The sequence below is a fragment of the Streptomyces sp. B6B3 genome, from assembly GCF_039871525.1.
GTDB lineage: Bacteria > Actinomycetota > Actinomycetes > Streptomycetales > Streptomycetaceae > Streptomyces.
Window position 1 is genome coordinate 30,120 of the sequence record NZ_JBDPLU010000035.1, and the last position, 15,956, is coordinate 46,075.

15 protein-coding genes and 1 tRNA gene are annotated in these 15,956 nt (G+C 71.5%); 6 read left to right on the plus strand and 10 right to left on the minus strand.

Going from position 1 to position 15,956, the window contains the following annotated elements:
* Positions 1-101 precede the first annotated feature (101 nt).
* Genes ABGB06_RS37315 through ABGB06_RS37325 form a run of 3 tightly spaced genes read right to left on the minus strand, consistent with a single transcriptional unit; the run spans position 102 to position 4,577 of the window.
* A complete protein-coding gene (locus ABGB06_RS37315) occupies positions 102-1,502 on the minus strand; it encodes an extracellular solute-binding protein (RefSeq protein WP_347599375.1) in 1,401 nt (466 codons plus the stop codon).
* Complete coding sequence (locus ABGB06_RS37320) at positions 1,499-4,129, minus strand: caspase family protein (protein WP_347599378.1); 2,631 nt, start codon at positions 4,127-4,129, stop codon at positions 1,499-1,501. The genes ABGB06_RS37315 and ABGB06_RS37320 overlap by 4 nt, the downstream gene beginning before the upstream one ends.
* A 7-nt stretch (positions 4,130-4,136) precedes the next feature.
* Positions 4,137-4,577 (minus strand): hypothetical protein, encoded by a 441-nt coding sequence (locus ABGB06_RS37325; RefSeq protein ID WP_347599381.1) that lies wholly within the window; start codon positions 4,575-4,577, stop codon positions 4,137-4,139.
* A gap of 156 nt (positions 4,578-4,733) precedes the next feature.
* On the opposite strand from ABGB06_RS37325, the gene cutA reads away from it, so the two are divergent.
* A complete protein-coding gene (cutA, locus tag ABGB06_RS37330; protein WP_347599384.1) occupies positions 4,734-5,096 on the plus strand; it encodes a divalent-cation tolerance protein CutA in 363 nt (120 codons plus the stop codon).
* Positions 5,097-5,176: 80 nt separating this feature from the next.
* Positions 5,177-6,244, plus strand: a complete 1,068-nt coding sequence (locus ABGB06_RS37335; RefSeq protein ID WP_347599386.1) for a sulfotransferase — start codon at positions 5,177-5,179, stop codon at positions 6,242-6,244.
* 49 nt (positions 6,245-6,293) lie between these two features.
* Here the strand turns inward: ABGB06_RS37335 and ABGB06_RS37340 are convergent, their stop codons facing one another.
* The gene (locus ABGB06_RS37340) at positions 6,294-6,860 is read right to left on the minus strand and encodes an Lrp/AsnC family transcriptional regulator (RefSeq protein WP_347599389.1); all 567 of its coding nucleotides are present in this window, start codon (positions 6,858-6,860) and stop codon (positions 6,294-6,296) included.
* Between the two features lie 117 nt (positions 6,861-6,977).
* Between ABGB06_RS37340 and ABGB06_RS37345 the strand changes: the two genes are divergently transcribed.
* The 3 genes from ABGB06_RS37345 (at position 6,978) to ABGB06_RS37355 (ending at position 10,021) form a co-directional block, all read left to right on the plus strand.
* Complete coding sequence (locus tag ABGB06_RS37345; protein WP_347599391.1) at positions 6,978-8,399, plus strand: MFS transporter; 1,422 nt, start codon at positions 6,978-6,980, stop codon at positions 8,397-8,399.
* A complete protein-coding gene (locus tag ABGB06_RS37350) occupies positions 8,396-8,851 on the plus strand; it encodes a PaaI family thioesterase (protein WP_347599394.1) in 456 nt (151 codons plus the stop codon). Before ABGB06_RS37345 ends, ABGB06_RS37350 begins: the two co-directional genes overlap by 4 nt.
* 156 nt (positions 8,852-9,007) lie before the next feature.
* Positions 9,008-10,021: a glycoside hydrolase family 25 protein gene (locus ABGB06_RS37355; protein ID WP_347599396.1), complete on the plus strand. Its 1,014-nt coding sequence runs from the start codon at positions 9,008-9,010 to the stop codon at positions 10,019-10,021.
* A gap of 203 nt (positions 10,022-10,224) precedes the next feature.
* On the opposite strand, the gene ABGB06_RS37360 is transcribed toward ABGB06_RS37355, so the two are convergent.
* The gene (locus ABGB06_RS37360) at positions 10,225-10,674 is read right to left on the minus strand and encodes a hypothetical protein (protein ID WP_347599399.1); all 450 of its coding nucleotides are present in this window, start codon (positions 10,672-10,674) and stop codon (positions 10,225-10,227) included.
* A 184-nt stretch (positions 10,675-10,858) separates the two neighbouring features.
* Positions 10,859-12,031 carry an endo-1,4-beta-xylanase gene (locus ABGB06_RS37365; RefSeq protein ID WP_347599401.1) on the minus strand — a complete coding sequence of 391 codons (1,173 nt, stop codon included), beginning with the start codon at positions 12,029-12,031 and terminating at the stop codon, positions 10,859-10,861.
* A gap of 709 nt (positions 12,032-12,740) precedes the next feature.
* Here ABGB06_RS37365 and ABGB06_RS37370 point away from each other — a divergent pair.
* On the plus strand, positions 12,741-13,970 hold the full coding sequence (locus ABGB06_RS37370) for an MFS transporter (protein ID WP_347599404.1): 1,230 nt from the start codon (positions 12,741-12,743) through the stop codon (positions 13,968-13,970).
* On the opposite strand, the gene ABGB06_RS37375 is transcribed toward ABGB06_RS37370, so the two are convergent.
* The 4 genes from ABGB06_RS37375 to ABGB06_RS37390 all read right to left on the minus strand — a co-directional run bounded on the left by ABGB06_RS37375 (position 13,927) and on the right by ABGB06_RS37390 (position 15,719).
* Positions 13,927-14,505, minus strand: coding sequence for a TIGR03086 family metal-binding protein (locus tag ABGB06_RS37375; RefSeq protein WP_347599407.1), 579 nt, complete (start codon positions 14,503-14,505; stop codon positions 13,927-13,929). The genes ABGB06_RS37370 and ABGB06_RS37375 overlap by 44 nt on opposite strands.
* 1 nt (position 14,506) lies before the next feature.
* On the minus strand, positions 14,507-14,995 hold the full coding sequence (locus ABGB06_RS37380; RefSeq protein ID WP_347599410.1) for an SRPBCC family protein: 489 nt from the start codon (positions 14,993-14,995) through the stop codon (positions 14,507-14,509).
* Positions 14,992-15,360 carry a metalloregulator ArsR/SmtB family transcription factor gene (locus ABGB06_RS37385; RefSeq protein ID WP_347599413.1) on the minus strand — a complete coding sequence of 123 codons (369 nt, stop codon included), beginning with the start codon at positions 15,358-15,360 and terminating at the stop codon, positions 14,992-14,994. The genes ABGB06_RS37380 and ABGB06_RS37385 overlap by 4 nt, the downstream gene beginning before the upstream one ends.
* Positions 15,361-15,646: 286 nt before the next feature.
* A tRNA-Lys gene (locus ABGB06_RS37390) sits at positions 15,647-15,719 on the minus strand.
* Positions 15,720-15,956 lie beyond the last annotated feature (237 nt).

The window sequence follows — 15,956 nt, forward strand, 5'->3', positions numbered from 1 at the left end:
TTAAATCGGGCATAACTTCTCGCCGATGTGGTCCACGACTCATCTGACGGTGCGTCAATTGTTATGCGCTGTGGTGCGTGCCGCTCACCCAGCGTGAATTCTCACTCGGTGTCGTCCGGCGAGAGCCGGCCCTCCAACGCGTCGGGGAGCCGCCGGTGCAGTTCCTCGGCCGTGTCTTCCACCGACTGCTCCCCGGGCTCGTCGAGCATGCGGGACACCTCGTCCCGGAGCGTCTCGGAGAACACCGGGTAGTACTCCGTGGCCGGGCGCGGTTCGGCGTCCCGCAGGGCACACCACAGCAGTTCGTGGTAGTCCCGCTCGAACTCGGTGGGACCCTCCGACCGCGCCGCCACCTCGTCCTCGTTCCGTGCCGGGATGCGCACCGCGGTCGAGGCACACCCCGGGTCATCCGGATCGGACAGGTCGTAGGCGTCACGCAGCGCCGGGGCGAAGCCTCCGTCGAACAGCCTGCGCTGGTTGTCCACGTCCCTCGTCAGGAAGCGGATCAGTTCCTCGGCGTCGGCCTGCCGGTCACTGTCCGCGGAGACAGCGAGGCTCTGCCCGCCCAGGACCGCCTCCCCGGGCAGGGTGGCGACCCCGTACTCCCCGTTCGTGGGCAGGCGGTTGAGGGCGTAGGGCCAGCCACGCATCAGCGCGGTGCCACCGTCCTCGTCGATGAACTCGGCGAGCGCAGTCGACTCGTCGGCCTCGTAGGACACCGGGCTGAGGACACCGGAGTCGGCTATGCTCCTCAACGCGTCCAGACCGACCGTTAGTTCTTCGATGCTGCCGGTGTAGTCCCCGTCGTCGTCCACCACGTCGACGCCCCCTCCCTCAGCGCTCCAGAACGTCTCCAGGATGTTGACGGCCAGCCCTTCGTAGGGACGCAACTGGGTGACCAGGGCCGAGTGGTCCTGTCCGGTCTCCCAGCCGCCGATCAGTTCGGCCATGCTGACGGCCTCGGTCAGGTCCTCGCGCGTGTGGTCCTGCGCGGTCAACAGGTCCTCACGGTAGTAGAGCAGCCCGACATCGGTGTTGAACGGCACCGCGTACGTCCCGTCCTCCCACCGGCCCGCCTCCACGGCCTCGGGCAGGAAGTTGACGCCCTCCACCAGGGCGTCGTCGAGCGGCCTGATCAGGTCCGCCTCCGCGAACGCCGGTATCCAGGTGGTGTCCAGGTTGAGCACGTCGTAGTCCGCGGTGCCCGACTGGAGCGAGGCGATAAGGTCGCTGAGCTGCCCGTCCTCGGCCAGCGGCAGCTCCACGAGTGAGACTTCCCGCTTGGGGTGGAGCTCGTTCCAGTCGTCGATCAGCTGCTGACGCGTGCCAACGCCCTCCTGGCTGGTGAGGTCGGCTCCGCTGACCACCACCAACGGCTCGTTGTCGTCCCACGCGGCCTCCACCGGCGCGTCGGGCCCGGAGCAGGCCGCGCCCGACACGGCGGCGAGGACCACGAGGCCCAGGGCCAGCGTCCGAAAGCAGTTCCTCGAGTGCCTGATCACTCCGACTCCTCCGATTCGGCGTCCGGAAGGTGCAGGTTGTCCAACGTCTGGACCAGAGCCATCTCCTCGCCGCTGTTCCCCACCTCGATGCACCGGTCCTGGTGTGACGTCAGCTCCTGGTTGAACGACTTCTCGCAGCCCAGGTCCAACGACACCACGGCGACGGGCACCTCAGGGGTGTCCGACCGGTCCGGAAGGTCCCCGCTGTCCTCGTCGTCCGTGACGAGCACGAGCAGCGGAGCCCTGCCTCCCGACACGCTGCCGGAGAGCACGCCCAGCCCTTCCTCCAGCGCCTCGTCAATGTCCGCGTTGGTGGAGACGCCCTCGAAGTCGCCGATCACCTCCTCGGCGTCGGCGGCGTCGTGGAAGTCGAGGGACAACTCGTAGCTCACCCCGCCCTCGGGGTCCCCCGGTGTGGTGAGGATGGCGTACCGGTCCTCGGAGTCGAGCGTCCGCAGGGCACCACGGAGGACCGCCTGTGTGGTGGCCATCCGGTCGCCGATGTAGGAACCGGAGGAGACGTCGACGACGAAGACCACGTCGCGCGCCGGTTGGTCCTCGGCCTCCTGAGCCAGGTACTCGGCCGCGGCACCGGCGGATACCCGGTCGCCCACTTCGATGTCGTCACCGCCGAACACCGTGTCCCGCAGCGGTGTGACGACGTCGTCCCGCAGGCTTCCCGCCTTCGGGCCGCGGAATCCCTGGCTGATGAGCGCGGCGCTGCCCGCCTCTCCCAGCAGCCAGGTCTCCAGCCGCTGGACCGCGAGCGCTCGTTCGCCGGTGTCCCCCAACGCCCGCTCCCAGCGAACGGGCACGAAGGAGAGGTCGAGCGGGGCCACGTCGGTCGGGTAGTACGCGGTGTAGCGGTCGTCCTGCTCGTCCGGGACGAAGCCGCTGTCGGAGGAAGTCAGACACGCGGGCGCGTACTCGGTCCTGACCAGCGGCACCATCGAGCGTTCGGCCAGCAACAGGGCCGGCAGCCGCTCGCCCGTGTCGGAGGCGACGTCGGCGAGGGAGCACAGCAGCTCGCTGTCGTCGCGCAGGAGCAGCCCTTCGTCGTCGAGTTGGCCGTCGTCGGCCCGGAGGCCGTGGGCGAGCGAGGCGTCCGAAGAGGCCGGTGCGGAACGAAGCGCCTCCATGCCCTCGTTCGTCACCTCGCCGAGCAACTGGTCGAGCGTGTACGCGTTGACATCCTCATCGTCGACTCCGGACAGCCCACCGGGCACGGCCACCACCGCGGGCGAGCTCGCCACCGGCACACCGACCCCGAGCGACAGGGCGCTTTCGGGCTCCTCTGTCGCTTCCCTGACCCGGTCGACGGAGATCGGGGACGCGGCCAGCCACACGTCGGGACGCGGGCCGTAGTCACGGAGCGGGTGCTCGCAGTCCTCGGCGTCCTCATCCGGCCGGCAGGCGCGCTGTGGCTCGGCCCAGGCGGCGGAGTTCTGGAACGCCTCCGTGGCGGTCTCCCCGCTCGCCGAGTACACGTGTACGTCGAGTTGGCGGCAGTCCTCGGGACGGTCACCGAGTTGCTTCTTCGCCGTGTCCGAGTCCTCGAAGGCCTCGATCACCTCGGTCATCGGCTGCTCGTACTCGGGCGAGGTGAGGAGCGACAGCTGGAGCGGGATGGGGCAGCCGGACGGCGGAGACGGCCACTGCCTCACCAGCACGATCCCGCCGATCAGCACCAGCCCCAGCACGCCGGCACCGATAACCAGCCACCCCCGCCGACGGTCCGGTTTCTCAGGGACGTTCCCGGAGTCGTCGGAGTCACTGGCGTCGCGAGTGCGCTTCCGGCCCGGACTCACGGCGGGGCGGGGGCGAAGCTGACGACCGCGCCGGTCCGGCAGCCGACCACCGGCCGGGCCCGGCGGGAGCGACAAGATCGTGTCGTTGACCTCGTTGAACGCGCGTACGTTGGGCCACCAGTCACCCGGATGGCTGTCCGCCGGGGCCTCTTCGGCCTTCTTCTTGTCCAGGCCCGCCAAGGCGCGAAGTGGCGTTTCCAGGGAGCCGACCGTGATCGGGTCGGTCCGACCTGCGGTGCCACGCAGCACGGTCAGCAGCGCGCCGGTGAACGGCGTCGGGTTCAGGCCATCGCCCTTTCCGTGGCGGTGCTGCGGCTGGGAGGAGGTGATCAGCGCGAAGGGCTTCCCACTCCGCGCACTCGCCGGGACGTTGTCAGCCTCAATGGCGTTGCCCGAGAAGCAGCAGTCCAGGATGAGCACGACGCGTTCGGCTTTGCTGCCAAGCAGTTTGTCGCGCAGCCAGGCATAGCGGACGCTCCCCAGGGTCTGGTCCTCCTTCGTGGCGTCCTTCGCCAGCAGACGCAGCCGGAAGCCGTCCCGTTCCGGATGCGCGTGGCCGTGCCCGGCGAAGTAGCACAACAGCACGCCCGTGTGCTCCTTCGCGGCCTGGTTGATCTCGTCGACCATCCGCTCCTGGGTGGGCGACCTCAGGACGGTGACGTCCTGGTCGGGCAGTCCACCCAGACGTTCGTCGGTCAGGAGCTGGCGCAGTTGGTCGAGATTGGCCTGTGAGGAGTCGATTCGTCCGAAGTAGTCGTCGTACTCGGCGACGCCGATCAGGAGTGCCTTGGCACCCCGCGGTAACCGCTGGTAGAGCACCGGGCCGTCACTCCGGACCGATCTCGCGCTCGATGGCCTCCGCCACCTTCTCTGCCAGCTTCCTGAGGTCCTCGCGGTTGTAGTGGCGCGACGTGAGCGTGACCTCAACCCTCTCCCGGACCACCAGTTCGACCTCGATCGGGCCGTCGCCACGGTTTCGGAGATGGTTGTACAGGGACTTGAGCGACTCGAAGACGGCATCGGCGAGCTTCTGGCCGATCAGCTGGCCGAAGAAGAGGAGCAGGTCGTCGGCCAGACCCATCCCGTCGCCGGGTACGCCGGGGCGCACCTCCGCGCGCACGGACACTTCCTGCAGCCTGGGATCCGCTTCAAACCAGCGGGCAACCAGGTGCGGTTCCCTCCCGTCCACATGCTCCCCACGGACACGCAACCTGAGTGTGCGCTCCATCGGCGTGTCGGATGTGCGCGGCTCCGGCGTTGCGGACATGGCGATGCTCCCCCTGATACTCCCCACCCGTCCCGCCGACGGGCGCGCGTGAACCCTCCATTGTGGTGTACGCCACGTGTCAACTCAACAGCGGTGCGTTCCCGTCCCGTTGGTGCTCTAGGCTCGTCCGCTCGGTCCCGAGGAGCGGAGGCGCGCATGACCGATGTCGCACATCTGGCCGTGCTGACCACGGCGGACAGTCGCGAGCTTGCCGAGCGGCTCGCCCGGACGGCGGTGGCGGGCAGGCTCGCCGCCTGTGCGCAGATCGACGGCCCGATCACCAGCGTCTACCGGTGGCAGGGCGTGGTCGAGACGGAGCAGGAGTGGCGGGTGCAGTACAAGACGACCGCGGCCCGCTATCCGGCGCTGGAGGAGCACATCAAGGCGACCCACGGCTACGCCACCCCCGAGATCATCGCCACCCCCATCGTGGGCGGCAGCGCGGACTATCTCGCCTGGCTGGTGACGGAGACCGCCGCGGATCCGGCGGACGAGGGCCCGACGGGCGGGGGCGGCTGACTCGTGCCAAGGTGATGCCAAGGTGACGCCAAGCTGAGGAGCACCCCCGTGCAGCACCGTGTGATCGGAGGCCGCTTGCGATGTTGTGGCTGGTCAGAAGGCTGAGCGAGCGCCCGACGCTGGCGCTCCGGGAGATGTCCCGGCCGTGGGTCTACGGGCTCGCGGCGGCCGTGGAGCGGCACGCCGGGCTGAAGATCACCCGGGCCAGGCAGCCCGTGCTCGTCGAGGGCACGCCGGCCGGTCCCGGCCTCGGCCTCGGGACGCGGGGCGGGGCGGCCCGGAGCGGACACGGCGCCACGCTCACCGCGGACGAACCCGGCGGGATCGGCGCGGCGGTGACCACGGGCACGCGGCCGAGGCCCGGCGCGACCGGCGGGCGGGCCGCCGCCTCGATCCGGCCGCCAGTCGACCGGGTGGCCGACCGGCTGCTGGTCGCGCCGGTCTTCGTGCTCTCCGCGCCGCGCTCCGGGTCCACGCTGCTGCGGGTGGTGCTGGACAGCCACTCCGCCCTGCACGCCCCGATCGAGACGCACGTCCGCCGGCTGACCGTGCAGTGCACCACCCGACTGGCCGGCTCGGCCATGAACACCCTCGGGCACAACCTGGCCGACATCGACCATCTGCTGTGGGACCGGCTGCTGCACCGCGAACTGCTGCGCAGCGGTAAGCGGACGATCGTGGAGAAGACGCCGAGCAACGTCTTCGCGGCCGAGCGGTTCGCCGCCTGCTGGCCCGACGCCCGTTTCCTCTTCCTGCTGCGCCACCCGCTGTCCGTCGCCCGCTCGTGGCACGAGGCCGACCCGTCCCGGCGCCCGATGAACCGGGCGGTGCAGCACACCCTGAAGTACATGGTGGCGGTGGAGCGGATGCGGCGGCTGCTGCCCGGGCTGACCGTCAGGTACGAGGACCTGACCACCGACCCGACGGCCGAGACCCGCCGGATCTGCGATTTCCTCGACCTGCCGTGGGAGCCCGGGATGATCTCCTACGGGCAGCACGAACACGGCGAGTACCGCAAGGGCCAGGGCGACTGGCGGGACAAGATCCGCACCGGAACCATCCAGCCGGGTCGGCCGCTGCCGGAGCCCGACGAGGTGCCGGCGACCCTGACGGACATGTGCCGCCGCTGGGAGTACCTGCCCGGCTGAGCGAGCCGCGTGGCGCCGGCCCGGCAGGATACGGGTCACGGGTCACAGGTCATGGGGTCCTGGGCCGCCCGGCATCGGGCACGGTCCAGCCCGCCGACGTGGTGACCGTGCGCGCGCGGTCGCCCGGCGGCTCGACGGGGCGGTCCTGGAACGGGCTGGACAGCACCACGTGCGAGTTCATCTCGCCGTGCTCGCCGAGGCGTTCCAGCAGGCCCTCCAGATGCTGCATCGAGGCGACCCGGACCTTCAGCATCGTGCACCAGTTGCCGCTGAGCTTGTGCACCTCGGTCACCTCGGGCAGGTCCTCGGCGGTCGTGGTCTTCAGCAGGCAACGGCTCAGCGCGCAGCGCATCTGCACGAACGCCGTCAGTTCCAGCCCCACCCTGGCCGGGTCGATCCGCGCCCGGTAGCCGGCGATCACCCCCGACTCCTCCAGTCGGCGCACCCGCTCGGCCACCGCCGGCGGGGAGAGGCTGACAAGTTGGGCGAGCCGGTTGAAGGACAGCCGCCCGTCACGCTGGAGTTCGGCGATGATCCGCCAGTCCGTCCGGTCCAGCGCCCGGTCCAGCGCCCGGTCATGCCTTCCGTCCCTGGGCTCTGACCTCCGCGCTGACATCCGTGCTCCCATCCGTGAGGCCCTTCCGGTCGAAGCCCTTTCGTTCCGCAGGCGGGTGCGGCCGGATGCCTTCCGTTGCCCCTTCATCCGCGCTCCCGACCTTTCTAGCGTTGACGCATGGCGAAGACCAGGGGCCCGATGGTGGCGCTGTGCGCGAGCATCGCGCTGATCAACGCGGCGATGGCGGTGGGCAGTTCGTCCGCCACCCTCGTCGTCGGCGACGAACTCGGCACCGGTTGGGCGGCCGTGCCGAGCACCGCGGGCATCGTCGGCACCGGGCTCGGGTCGCTGGTGCTCAGCCGGGGCATGAGCCGGTGGTCGCGCCGCACGGTGCTGCTGGGCTCGCATGCCGCGGCGGCGCTCGGCGCCTGCCTGGCGCTGCTGTCGGTGGCCGGGGCCGACGGCTCGGTGCTCGGCCTGTGCGCCGGCATGCTGCTGCTCGGCCTCGGCAACTCCGCGGCGATGCTGTCGCGTTATGTCGCGGCGGAGCTGTACCCGGCGGAGCGGAGCGGGCGGGCCATCGGCCTCGCGGTGTGGGCGGCGACCCTCGGCGCGGTCGGCGGGCCGCTGCTGATGGAGCCGGCGGGAAGTCTGGCGCGCGGCCTCGGCTGGCCCGAACTGGCCGGCCCGTTCCTGCTCGCCGCCGTCGTCTGCCTGGCCGCGACGGCGACCGGCGCGGGGGCGCCGGACGGGCGGTCGCCGGGTGCCGCGGCGGGCGGAGCGCCCGCGGGCGGGGCGGGAGACGCGGACGGCACGGGCAGCACGGGCAGCACGGGCGGCGGCGCGGTGTCCGGCGGTCGGGTGCCGCTCCGGGAACTCGGCCGCTCGCCGGTCGCCAGATCCGCCCTGGTGGTGATGGCGACCGCCCAGGTCGTTATGGTCGCGGTCATGACCGCGGCGCCGTTGGACCTGCACCGACACGGCCACGGTCTGGGCTCGGTGGGCATGACGCTGGCCGCCCACACCCTCGGCATGTTCGCGCTGTCGCCGCTGACCGGTCGGCTGTGCGACCGGCTCGGCGCCCGCCCGGTGATGCTGGCCGGGCTGCTGCTGCTCGCGGCGTCGTCCGGCCTCGCCGCGGTCTTCGCGCACGGCCCGGCGCTGGTGCAGCCGGTCGCGCTGTTCCTGCTCGGCTACGCCTGGAACCTCTGCTTCGTCGGCGGCAGCGGGCGGCTGGCCCGGGAGTTGCCGGCCGGTCACCGTGCCCGGATGGAGGGCAGCGTGGACGCGGCGGTCTGGGGCCTGGCCGCGGCGGCCAGCCTGGTGTCGACGCCGGCCCTCGCCCTCGGCGGGCAGGGCGCGCTCGCCGCCGCGGCCTGCCTGCTGGCCTGCGCGGCGGCGTTCGCCGCGGCCCGCTCCCGCGTGACGCCGGCGGCGCATCCGGTGCCTCCGGCGCGGGCGGCGGAACCATCCGGCGCGCCGGCCACGGCCAGGTCCGGCGACGAGCCCGGCAACGAGTCCGGTGGAGGCGCCGGCGACGAGTCCGGCGGTGGCGCCGGCGGTGGAGTGGGCACGAGAAGGAGAGGACGGCGGTCATGACCGGTTCGGCGGGAGACCCGCGGTTGTCCCTCGACGTCGCACGGCAGGCCCTGGCCGCGCAGCCGTTCAGCCGGCTGCTCGGCACGCGCCTGGCCGCGTTCGAGCCCGGCAGCGCCACCCTGGAACTCCCGCTCCGGGACGACTTCCGGCAGCAGCACGGCCACCTGCACGGCGGCGTGCTCTGCTACGCCGCCGACAACGCCGTGACGTTCGCCGCCGGTTCGGTGCTCGGCCCGGCCGTGCTCACCGGCGGCGTGACCATCAGCTACCTGCGGCCCGCCTGGGGCCGGCTGCTCCGCGCCCGGGCCAGCGTCGTGCACGCCGGCCGGCGTCAGGCCGTCTGCCGGTGCGACCTGCTGGTCGTCGCGGAGGATCCGGCGCCCGACGACGGCACGCTCGTCGCCGTCGCGCAGGGCACGGTGCTCGTCTCCGGTCAGCCGACGCAGGCATGACGCCCCGTCCGGGACGCGTGGTCGGCTCCCCGCTGGGTACACGAACGGCTGGTTCCCTCGCCCGTCAGGCATGAATCGGCGACGAAGTATGCAGATAGACATACAGCTAGACATTCGACACGTCTCATCCCGTGCTCCCGCCCCGAAGGAGTCTTCGTGACCATCAAGGGCATCGACGTCTCGGGCTACCAGTCCGAGGACTACCCGCTGGACGGCTTCGACTTCGTGATCGTCAAGGCGACCGAAGGCACCAGCTACCGCAACCCCAAGCACTCCGCGCAGGTCACGCGCGCGCGGAACAACGACCGCGTCGTCGGCCACTACCACTTCCTCAGCCCGAGCAGCGGCATGACGGCACAGATGGACTACTTCCTGGACCACATAGCGGTCGGGGAGGACGAGATCCTCGCCGTGGACTGGGAGGACACCGGCGTCTCGTCGAGCGAGAAGGACACCGCCATCCGGCACCTGCAGTCCAAGGCCGGCGGCCGCAAGGTGCTGCTGTACTGCAACGTCGACTTCTGGCTCAACCGCGACACGTCGTCGTTCGCCGGCGACGGCCTGTGGATCGCGCAGTACAACGGCGATCCCGGCAACCCGGACATCGAACACGACTGGCTGATCCACCAGTACACCTCGGATCCGATCGACACCAACGTCGCCCAGTTCGACAGCCGCGGGGACATGCGGGCGTGGGCACGCGGGGAGGGCGGCGCGGAGGAGGACGAGATGCCCAAGCGATCCTTATTCGGCACGAGCGGGCTCACCCGGACCGTGCAGCCGGACACCTGGACCACGGTGACGTTCAACCGCCACTACGAGGACGACGGTTGGGTCGAGGTGGACACGCACACCAGCTTCATCTACGGCCCGTGCCACTACGCGGCGTCGGTCGGCGTCGAGCTGACCGGGCTGACCGCCGGCCAGGAGTTCCAGATCCGGCTGGCCAACTACGCCGAGACGAACGACGGCCGCTTCGCGCGCACGGTCGGCATGCCCACCCGATCCACGGTGCACCAGAGCGGCTCCGGGAAGTTCGTCGTCACCTGGAACGGCTACGTGCCCGGCGCCGACCGGGGGCGGGTGCGCGCCGAGGTGCTGCACCACGGGGACGGGCCGGTCACCATCCAGTCGGCCCAGGCGGAGGCGCTCTTCTGGCCGACGAACTGACGGACACTCCAACTTTCGGTTCTATAAACGGCGTTGGACTGAGGACCCGGCCGTCGGAGCCGCGCCTGCGCGCAGCCATGCCCGCTGGCATGACGGGGCCGTCGCCGCCGGCGGCCTGGGGGACTCCGACCTCGCGGGGTACGGCGGCGTGGCCCGTGAGCCCGCCGCCCGAACCCCGTGTTCCGGCCTGCCGGGCCGCCCGCTCAGAGGTCGGAGAGCTGGTCCTCGCTGATCGGCTCGTAAGTCTGCGAGGTGCCGGACCCCCATTCGACGGTGAGCGTCTCGCCGTCCCGCGCGAGGGTGGCCTCGGTCCAGTCGGCGGCGTCGCTGGTGTCGCACTCCAGCGTCATGGCGTCGTCCGCCACGGTGCCGAAGCAGATCGCGGAGTCCAGGCCGCCGGCGATGGACTCGGTGAAGGTGACGTTCGTGCCGATGAACGTCAGCACGCTGTCCGAACCGTCGAGGCCGGTGGCCCAGTTGCCCTCCAGGTCGCCGGAGGCGGCGGAGTCCCCCGTCGACTCGTCCTGTTCCTGCTGTTCCTGCTCGCCACCCGAGCCGGTACCGCCGTCGTCGTCACCGTCGTCGCCGCACCCGGCGAGCAGCAGTGCGGCGGCCGCGACCGCCGGGAGGGCCAACTTCAGTGTGGTACGCATGCATTCGTTCCCGAGATAGATCCGAACTGGGTTCGGGCAGGTTAACGATCACATGCCGGAGCGGCGCCGTCCTGTTACCGAGCTATCTCAATCAACACCCGATCGATATCCACCGGTTGCGGATGTGGGCGCGGCGCCCCGGGGCAGGGCGCCGCGCCACTGGAGACGACCGGACGAGGCGGCGTCAGACGAGCGTCTGGCCGCTGGTGACGACGGTGGTGCCGCCGTACGCGGTGGTGCTCGCCGCGCTGGCCGCCGCCCGGTCGCCGAAGGCGCTCTCCCGGCGGGCGCTCTCCTGGTACACCGCCGCGGCCGTGCCCGAACCGTCGGCGCCCATCGGGTCACCGCCGTTGAGGATGTTCAGGACGGCGTCGTACGCCTCCTTCTTGTTGTAGTTGCCGTCGAACAGCAGCGGCGTGTCCTGCGAGCGCCAGGAGTACTTGTCGGTCACGCCCCACACGGTGATGCCGGTGCAGCGGTCCACGGCCAGGCAGGCCTGGGTGACGCCCTGGTACTGCTGGGCCTGGGAGGATCCGGAGCCGGCGATGTCCAGTTCGGTGATCTCCACGTCCACGCCGAGGTCGGCGAAGCGCTGCAGCGTCTCGTGGAAGTTGCTGGGCACCGGGTTGCCGCTGTTGAAGTGCCCCTGGAATCCGATGCAGTCGATCGGCACCCCGTCGGCCAGCAGGTCCCGCACCAGGTTGTAGGCGGCGTCCTGCTTGGCCCCCGGGTTCTCCAGGTTGTAGTCGTTGTAGCAGAGCTTGGCGCTGGGGTCGGCGGCGTCGGCGAGGCGGAAGGCCTCCGCGATGAAGTCCGCGCCCATGGCCTGGTAGAACGGCGACTGGCGGAGCGAACCGTCCTCCTCGAACGCCTCGTTGACCACGTCCCAGATGGCGGCCTGGCCCGCGTAGTGCTCCATCACGGCGTTGATGTGACTCTCCATGGCCTGCGCGGCGTTGCCGCTGTTCACCCAGCCGGGCAGCTGGGAGTGCCAGACCAGGGTGTGGCCGCGCAGTTGCATGCCCTGGCTGGCCGCGTGCTGGGCGATCTGGTCGCCGGCGCTGAAGTTGAACTGCCCCTGGTTGGGCTCGGTGGCGTCCCACTTCATCTCGTTCTCGGCGGTGATGCTGTTGAACTCCCGGTTCAACGTGGAGGTGTAGTCCTGCTCCCCGAGGTGGCTGCCGGCGACGGCGGTGCCGAAGTACCTGCCGTTCTCGGCCGCCGCCGCGCCGAGCGTGTCGGCGGCGTAGGCGGTGCCGGCCAGCGTGATGACGCCGACGGCGGCGACGGCGCCGGTCACACCGCAGGCGACGGCCGCCCGGACGCGCCCGCGACGGTGGGGGGACGTGCTGATCATCGCTACCCCTTGCTTCCGATGAGGCAGACGGGGCGGGGTGCCCCGTCCGGAGGTGATGGGTGCCGCGGCTCGAGGAAGCGCCGTCACGCGCGGCTGTCGCGTGACACGTTTCCGTGACGATTCGGCAACGATCGCTGAGGAGTATTCGCCGCGCTCGGGCTCATCGTCAACGGATGTTTCCGGAAGATTTCGAGATGGTATTGCGCACCTCGGGGCGCCAGTTCGACGAAATGAATCACCCGTTATCCGGGTCAATCGGATCAGCGGAAGCCCGCTCCTTCCGCCGGGATGGGCACGGGATCACCGATAGTTTCCGGTAAATTTCCGGAAGATCAGGCTGGCCGAGGCACCGCTTCCGCCGCGGCTGGCTCGCCACGGGAACGGAGCCGCGCCGCGCCGCCCGTGGCGGCCACGGCACCGGCAACTCCCTCCACACACCGGCCATCTGCGTGGAGCAAAGGAAACCGTCCCGCGAAGACCGGTGGCCACGACCGCCGACGTAGGATGGCCTCACGGCGACGCGCCGCCCGGTGTCCACGTCCCGGGCCGGGCTCGGTCCCCGCCGTTCCTCTCCCTCCCGCTCCCTCCCGTTTGCCCTGGTCAGGGAGCTCTCCCCCGTTCACGCGCGCCCTCGTACCGTGCGTTCGCTCCAGCCTCCCCCCGCGCGATCCCACGTGCCCGTCTCCCGTCGCGACGCCCAGGGGTGCCCGTGTCCGCTCGTTTCCGCTCGTCCTTCCCGCTGCTGGTGCTCGCGCTGGGCGCGTTCGTGCTCGGCACCAGCGAACTCGCCGTCGCCGGCCTGCTGCCGTGGATCAGCGCCGATCTGGGCGTCACCACGGGCACGGCCGGCGGCCTCGTCACCGCCTACGCCGCCGCGGTGGCGCTGCTCGGCCCGCCGCTGGCCGCGATCCTGCGCGGGGTGTCGCGGCGCCACCGGCTGCTCGCGGCGCTCGGCGCGCAACTCGTCGGCAACGGGATCACCGCCGTCGCCACCGACCTGCCCGTGCTGTTCGCGGCGCGGGCGCTCACCGGCGCCGGCGCCGCCCTCTACGCGGTGACCGCCATCTCCCTCGCCACGGCACTGGTCGGCCCGGACCGGCGGGGCCGGGCGGTGTCCCTGGTCTTCGGCAGCATCACCCTCGCCACGGTGGTGGGCGTGCCGGCGGGCACGGCGTTGGGGGAACTGCTGGGCTGGCGGGTGGTGTACGGGACGCTGACCGTGGCGACCGCGGTGGTCCTGGGATGCGCGCCGCTGGCCGTTCGCGGGTCGGCGTCGCCCGCCCCCGCCGACGCCCCGGCCGACGCCCCGGGCCGGCTGGCCGATCTGCCCTGGTCCCGGCTGCGGGTGCCGTTCGCGGTCAACGCGGTGGTGACCGCGGGTCATTACGCCGCCGCCACCTACCTCGTCGCGCTGCTGACCGAGGAGACGGGAATCGGCCCGGCCGCGGTCACCGCCCTCCTCGTCACGACCGGCGTGGCGAGCGCGGCCGGCACGTTCCTCGGCGGCGCGGCGGCCGACCGCGACACCCGCCGCGCCGTCGTCGGCGCGGCGGCCGGAACGGCCGGTGGGCTCGCCGTCCTCAGCGCCGTCATGTCCCTGCCGGCGCTGGCCTGGCCGGCCATCCTGGTGTGGCACGCGGCGTTCAGCGCGTTCAGCACCGCCGCCCAGGTCGCCGTCTCCGAACGGGCCCCGGGCGCCGACCTCCCGGCCGCGACCAACATCTCCGTCTTCAACACCGGGATCGCCGCCGGCTCCTCCCTGGGAGGACTGCTGCTCCCCGCCGCCGGCTTCCCCGTCCTCACCCTCACCGCCGCCGCCCTGCCCCTCGCCGGCCTGCTCCTCCTCGCCGCCCGGTCCGAACGGGCCGGTGCCCAGGGCCGCGGCCTGGGCCGGATCAGGCCGGTGGGGCGGGCCGCCAGGCCGGGTCGCGGCCGATGAAGGCCATCAGCCGGTCCTGCGCGGAGGCTTCCCCGGCCACCGGCACGGCGGCGCCGAACTGGCCGCTGTCACGCAGCAGCCGCTCCATCGGCCGCATGGCCTCCAGCGCGCGGGCGCAGCGCTCCTGGTCCAGGTCGGGCTCGCGGCCGAGCGCCCTGGCGAGGTCCCAGGAGTGCATCCAGACGTCGGCCGTGTAGAACTGGTCGATCGCCTCGTCCACCGGCCGGTCGCCGGTGTGCGGGTTGCTGAGCATCCGGCCCGCGGGGTCGTCGAGGATGGCCTGGATGTCGGCGACGTGCCGCTTCCAGGCGGCCACCGGATCGGCCTCGACGTCCAACGCCGGGAGGTCGATCCCGGCGCCCTTCAGGAAGCCGCGGGACCACTCGACCAGATGCCGCACGACGTCGAGGGCCGTCCACTCCGCGACCGGGCTGGGCCGAGCCCAGTCCCCGGCCGACGCGGACTCGACCAGCTCGGTGAACCGGGCCGCGTCGTACGCGTGCTGCCGGGCCGGGGACAGGGGCTCGGGCGTCATCTCAGGCATCCTTCGCGAGCAGCTCGTCGAGCTTCTCGTAGCCCTCGTTGACCCCGACGTCCATCCCGCTGGCCAGCATGCCGTCGCGGGTCTCGAAGTCCTGCACCACGCTCAACACCGTCAGCCGGGTGCGCCCGCCCTCGAGCTCCGTGAGCGTCAGCGTCTCCAGCGCGACCCCGTCGGGCACGCCCTCGTAGGTGAAGGTCCAGACGATCCGCTCGTCCGGCCGCACCTCGTGGAAGCTGCCGTAGAAAGCGGCGATCTCCTCGCCGTCCCGGTCGTTGGCGAAGGCCCACGCGCCGCCCGTGCGGGCCTCCCACCTGGTGACCCGCGTGGTCACCGAGCGCGGCCCGACCCACTGGGCGTACAGCTCGGGGTCGACGTGCGCGCGGAAGACCCGCGCGGGGGGCGCGTCGAACTCCCGGACGATCTCGATCGTCGGGACCTTCTCGTCGGCCCTGATCTCGGTCTCGTGGCTGGTCGTGTTCATGATGCGTCCTTCGTGCTGTTCTGCTGCTGATCCTTGTCGTCGGCCATCCGGCCCAGCAGGGCGTCGAGGCGTCGATAGCGCTCCTCGGCCTCCCTGCGATACCGCTCGATCCACGTCGTCATCAGGTCGAGCACCTCCGCGTCCAGGTGGACCGGCCGGCGCTGGGCGTCCCTGCTGCGGGTCACCAGCCCGGCCTCCTCGAGCACCTTCACGTGCTTGGAGATCGCCTGGAGGCTCATGTCGTACGGCTCCGCCAGCTCCCCCACGGTCGCGTCGGCGCCGGCCAACCGGGCCACCAGATCCCGCCGGGTCGGGTCGGCCAGCGCCGCGAACGCCCGGTTGAGCTGCTCCGTGCTTCCGCCCATCGCCTTCCTCAACTCTTCGGTTGAATAAGAACCTAGACCGCCGCAGAGGCGTTGTCAACCGATCGGTTGAATAAGAGCTTCGACGAGACGAACCGGCGCGACCGGACCACATGTGCGCCGTCGTCGCACGACCGGCGCTTTTCGCCCGTTCCGGGCGTATCGTTCATACACCCCCACCGGCGGCCCCCGCCGTGATGCCCGCTTCCCTCAAGCGGCGGGGGTCGCACGGGGACGCCGGAACGCCGAAAGCCCCGGTCCACGGGGCGTCGGAACCGGGGCGGAACGGTAGGCCGTCCGGGACTCGAACCCGGAACCAAAGGATTAAAAGTCCTCTGCTCTGCCAATTGAGCTAACGGCCCCTCGGGAGCAGCATAGCCCCACTGGTTGGCCGGGTCCGAGGTGATTCTGGGCCCGTGGTGCGGGGCTAATGTCCTGATTTCTAGGGGTGCAACTCGCGTAGCACGGGGGCGCGCGTGGGGGTGGCGCGATCCCGTTTCGTCGTTATCTGGCCACGGTGGGTGAAGCGGTGCCGCCGGCGGGGCCGAGGGCCCCCCGCCGGGGGGGGGGCCGGGACGGTCGGGGCCGACCCGGTCGGG

Coding starts and splice junctions, on each gene's coding strand:
- ABGB06_RS37325 (WP_347599381.1), bottom strand. CDS start 4,577: ATGTCCGCAACGCCGGAGCCGCGCACATCCGACACGCCGATGGAGCGC.
- ABGB06_RS37360 (WP_347599399.1), bottom strand. CDS start 10,674: ATGCGTACCACACTGAAGTTGGCCCTCCCGGCGGTCGCGGCCGCCGCA.
- ABGB06_RS37335 (WP_347599386.1), top strand. CDS start 5,177: ATGTTGTGGCTGGTCAGAAGGCTGAGCGAGCGCCCGACGCTGGCGCTC.
- cutA (WP_347599384.1), top strand. CDS start 4,734: ATGACCGATGTCGCACATCTGGCCGTGCTGACCACGGCGGACAGTCGC.
- ABGB06_RS37375 (WP_347599407.1), bottom strand. CDS start 14,505: ATGACGCCCGAGCCCCTGTCCCCGGCCCGGCAGCACGCGTACGACGCG.
- ABGB06_RS37340 (WP_347599389.1), bottom strand. CDS start 6,860: ATGTCAGCGCGGAGGTCAGAGCCCAGGGACGGAAGGCATGACCGGGCG.
- ABGB06_RS37345 (WP_347599391.1), top strand. CDS start 6,978: ATGGCGAAGACCAGGGGCCCGATGGTGGCGCTGTGCGCGAGCATCGCG.
- ABGB06_RS37385 (WP_347599413.1), bottom strand. CDS start 15,360: ATGGGCGGAAGCACGGAGCAGCTCAACCGGGCGTTCGCGGCGCTGGCC.
- ABGB06_RS37365 (WP_347599401.1), bottom strand. CDS start 12,031: ATGATCAGCACGTCCCCCCACCGTCGCGGGCGCGTCCGGGCGGCCGTC.
- ABGB06_RS37380 (WP_347599410.1), bottom strand. CDS start 14,995: ATGAACACGACCAGCCACGAGACCGAGATCAGGGCCGACGAGAAGGTC.
- ABGB06_RS37350 (WP_347599394.1), top strand. CDS start 8,396: ATGACCGGTTCGGCGGGAGACCCGCGGTTGTCCCTCGACGTCGCACGG.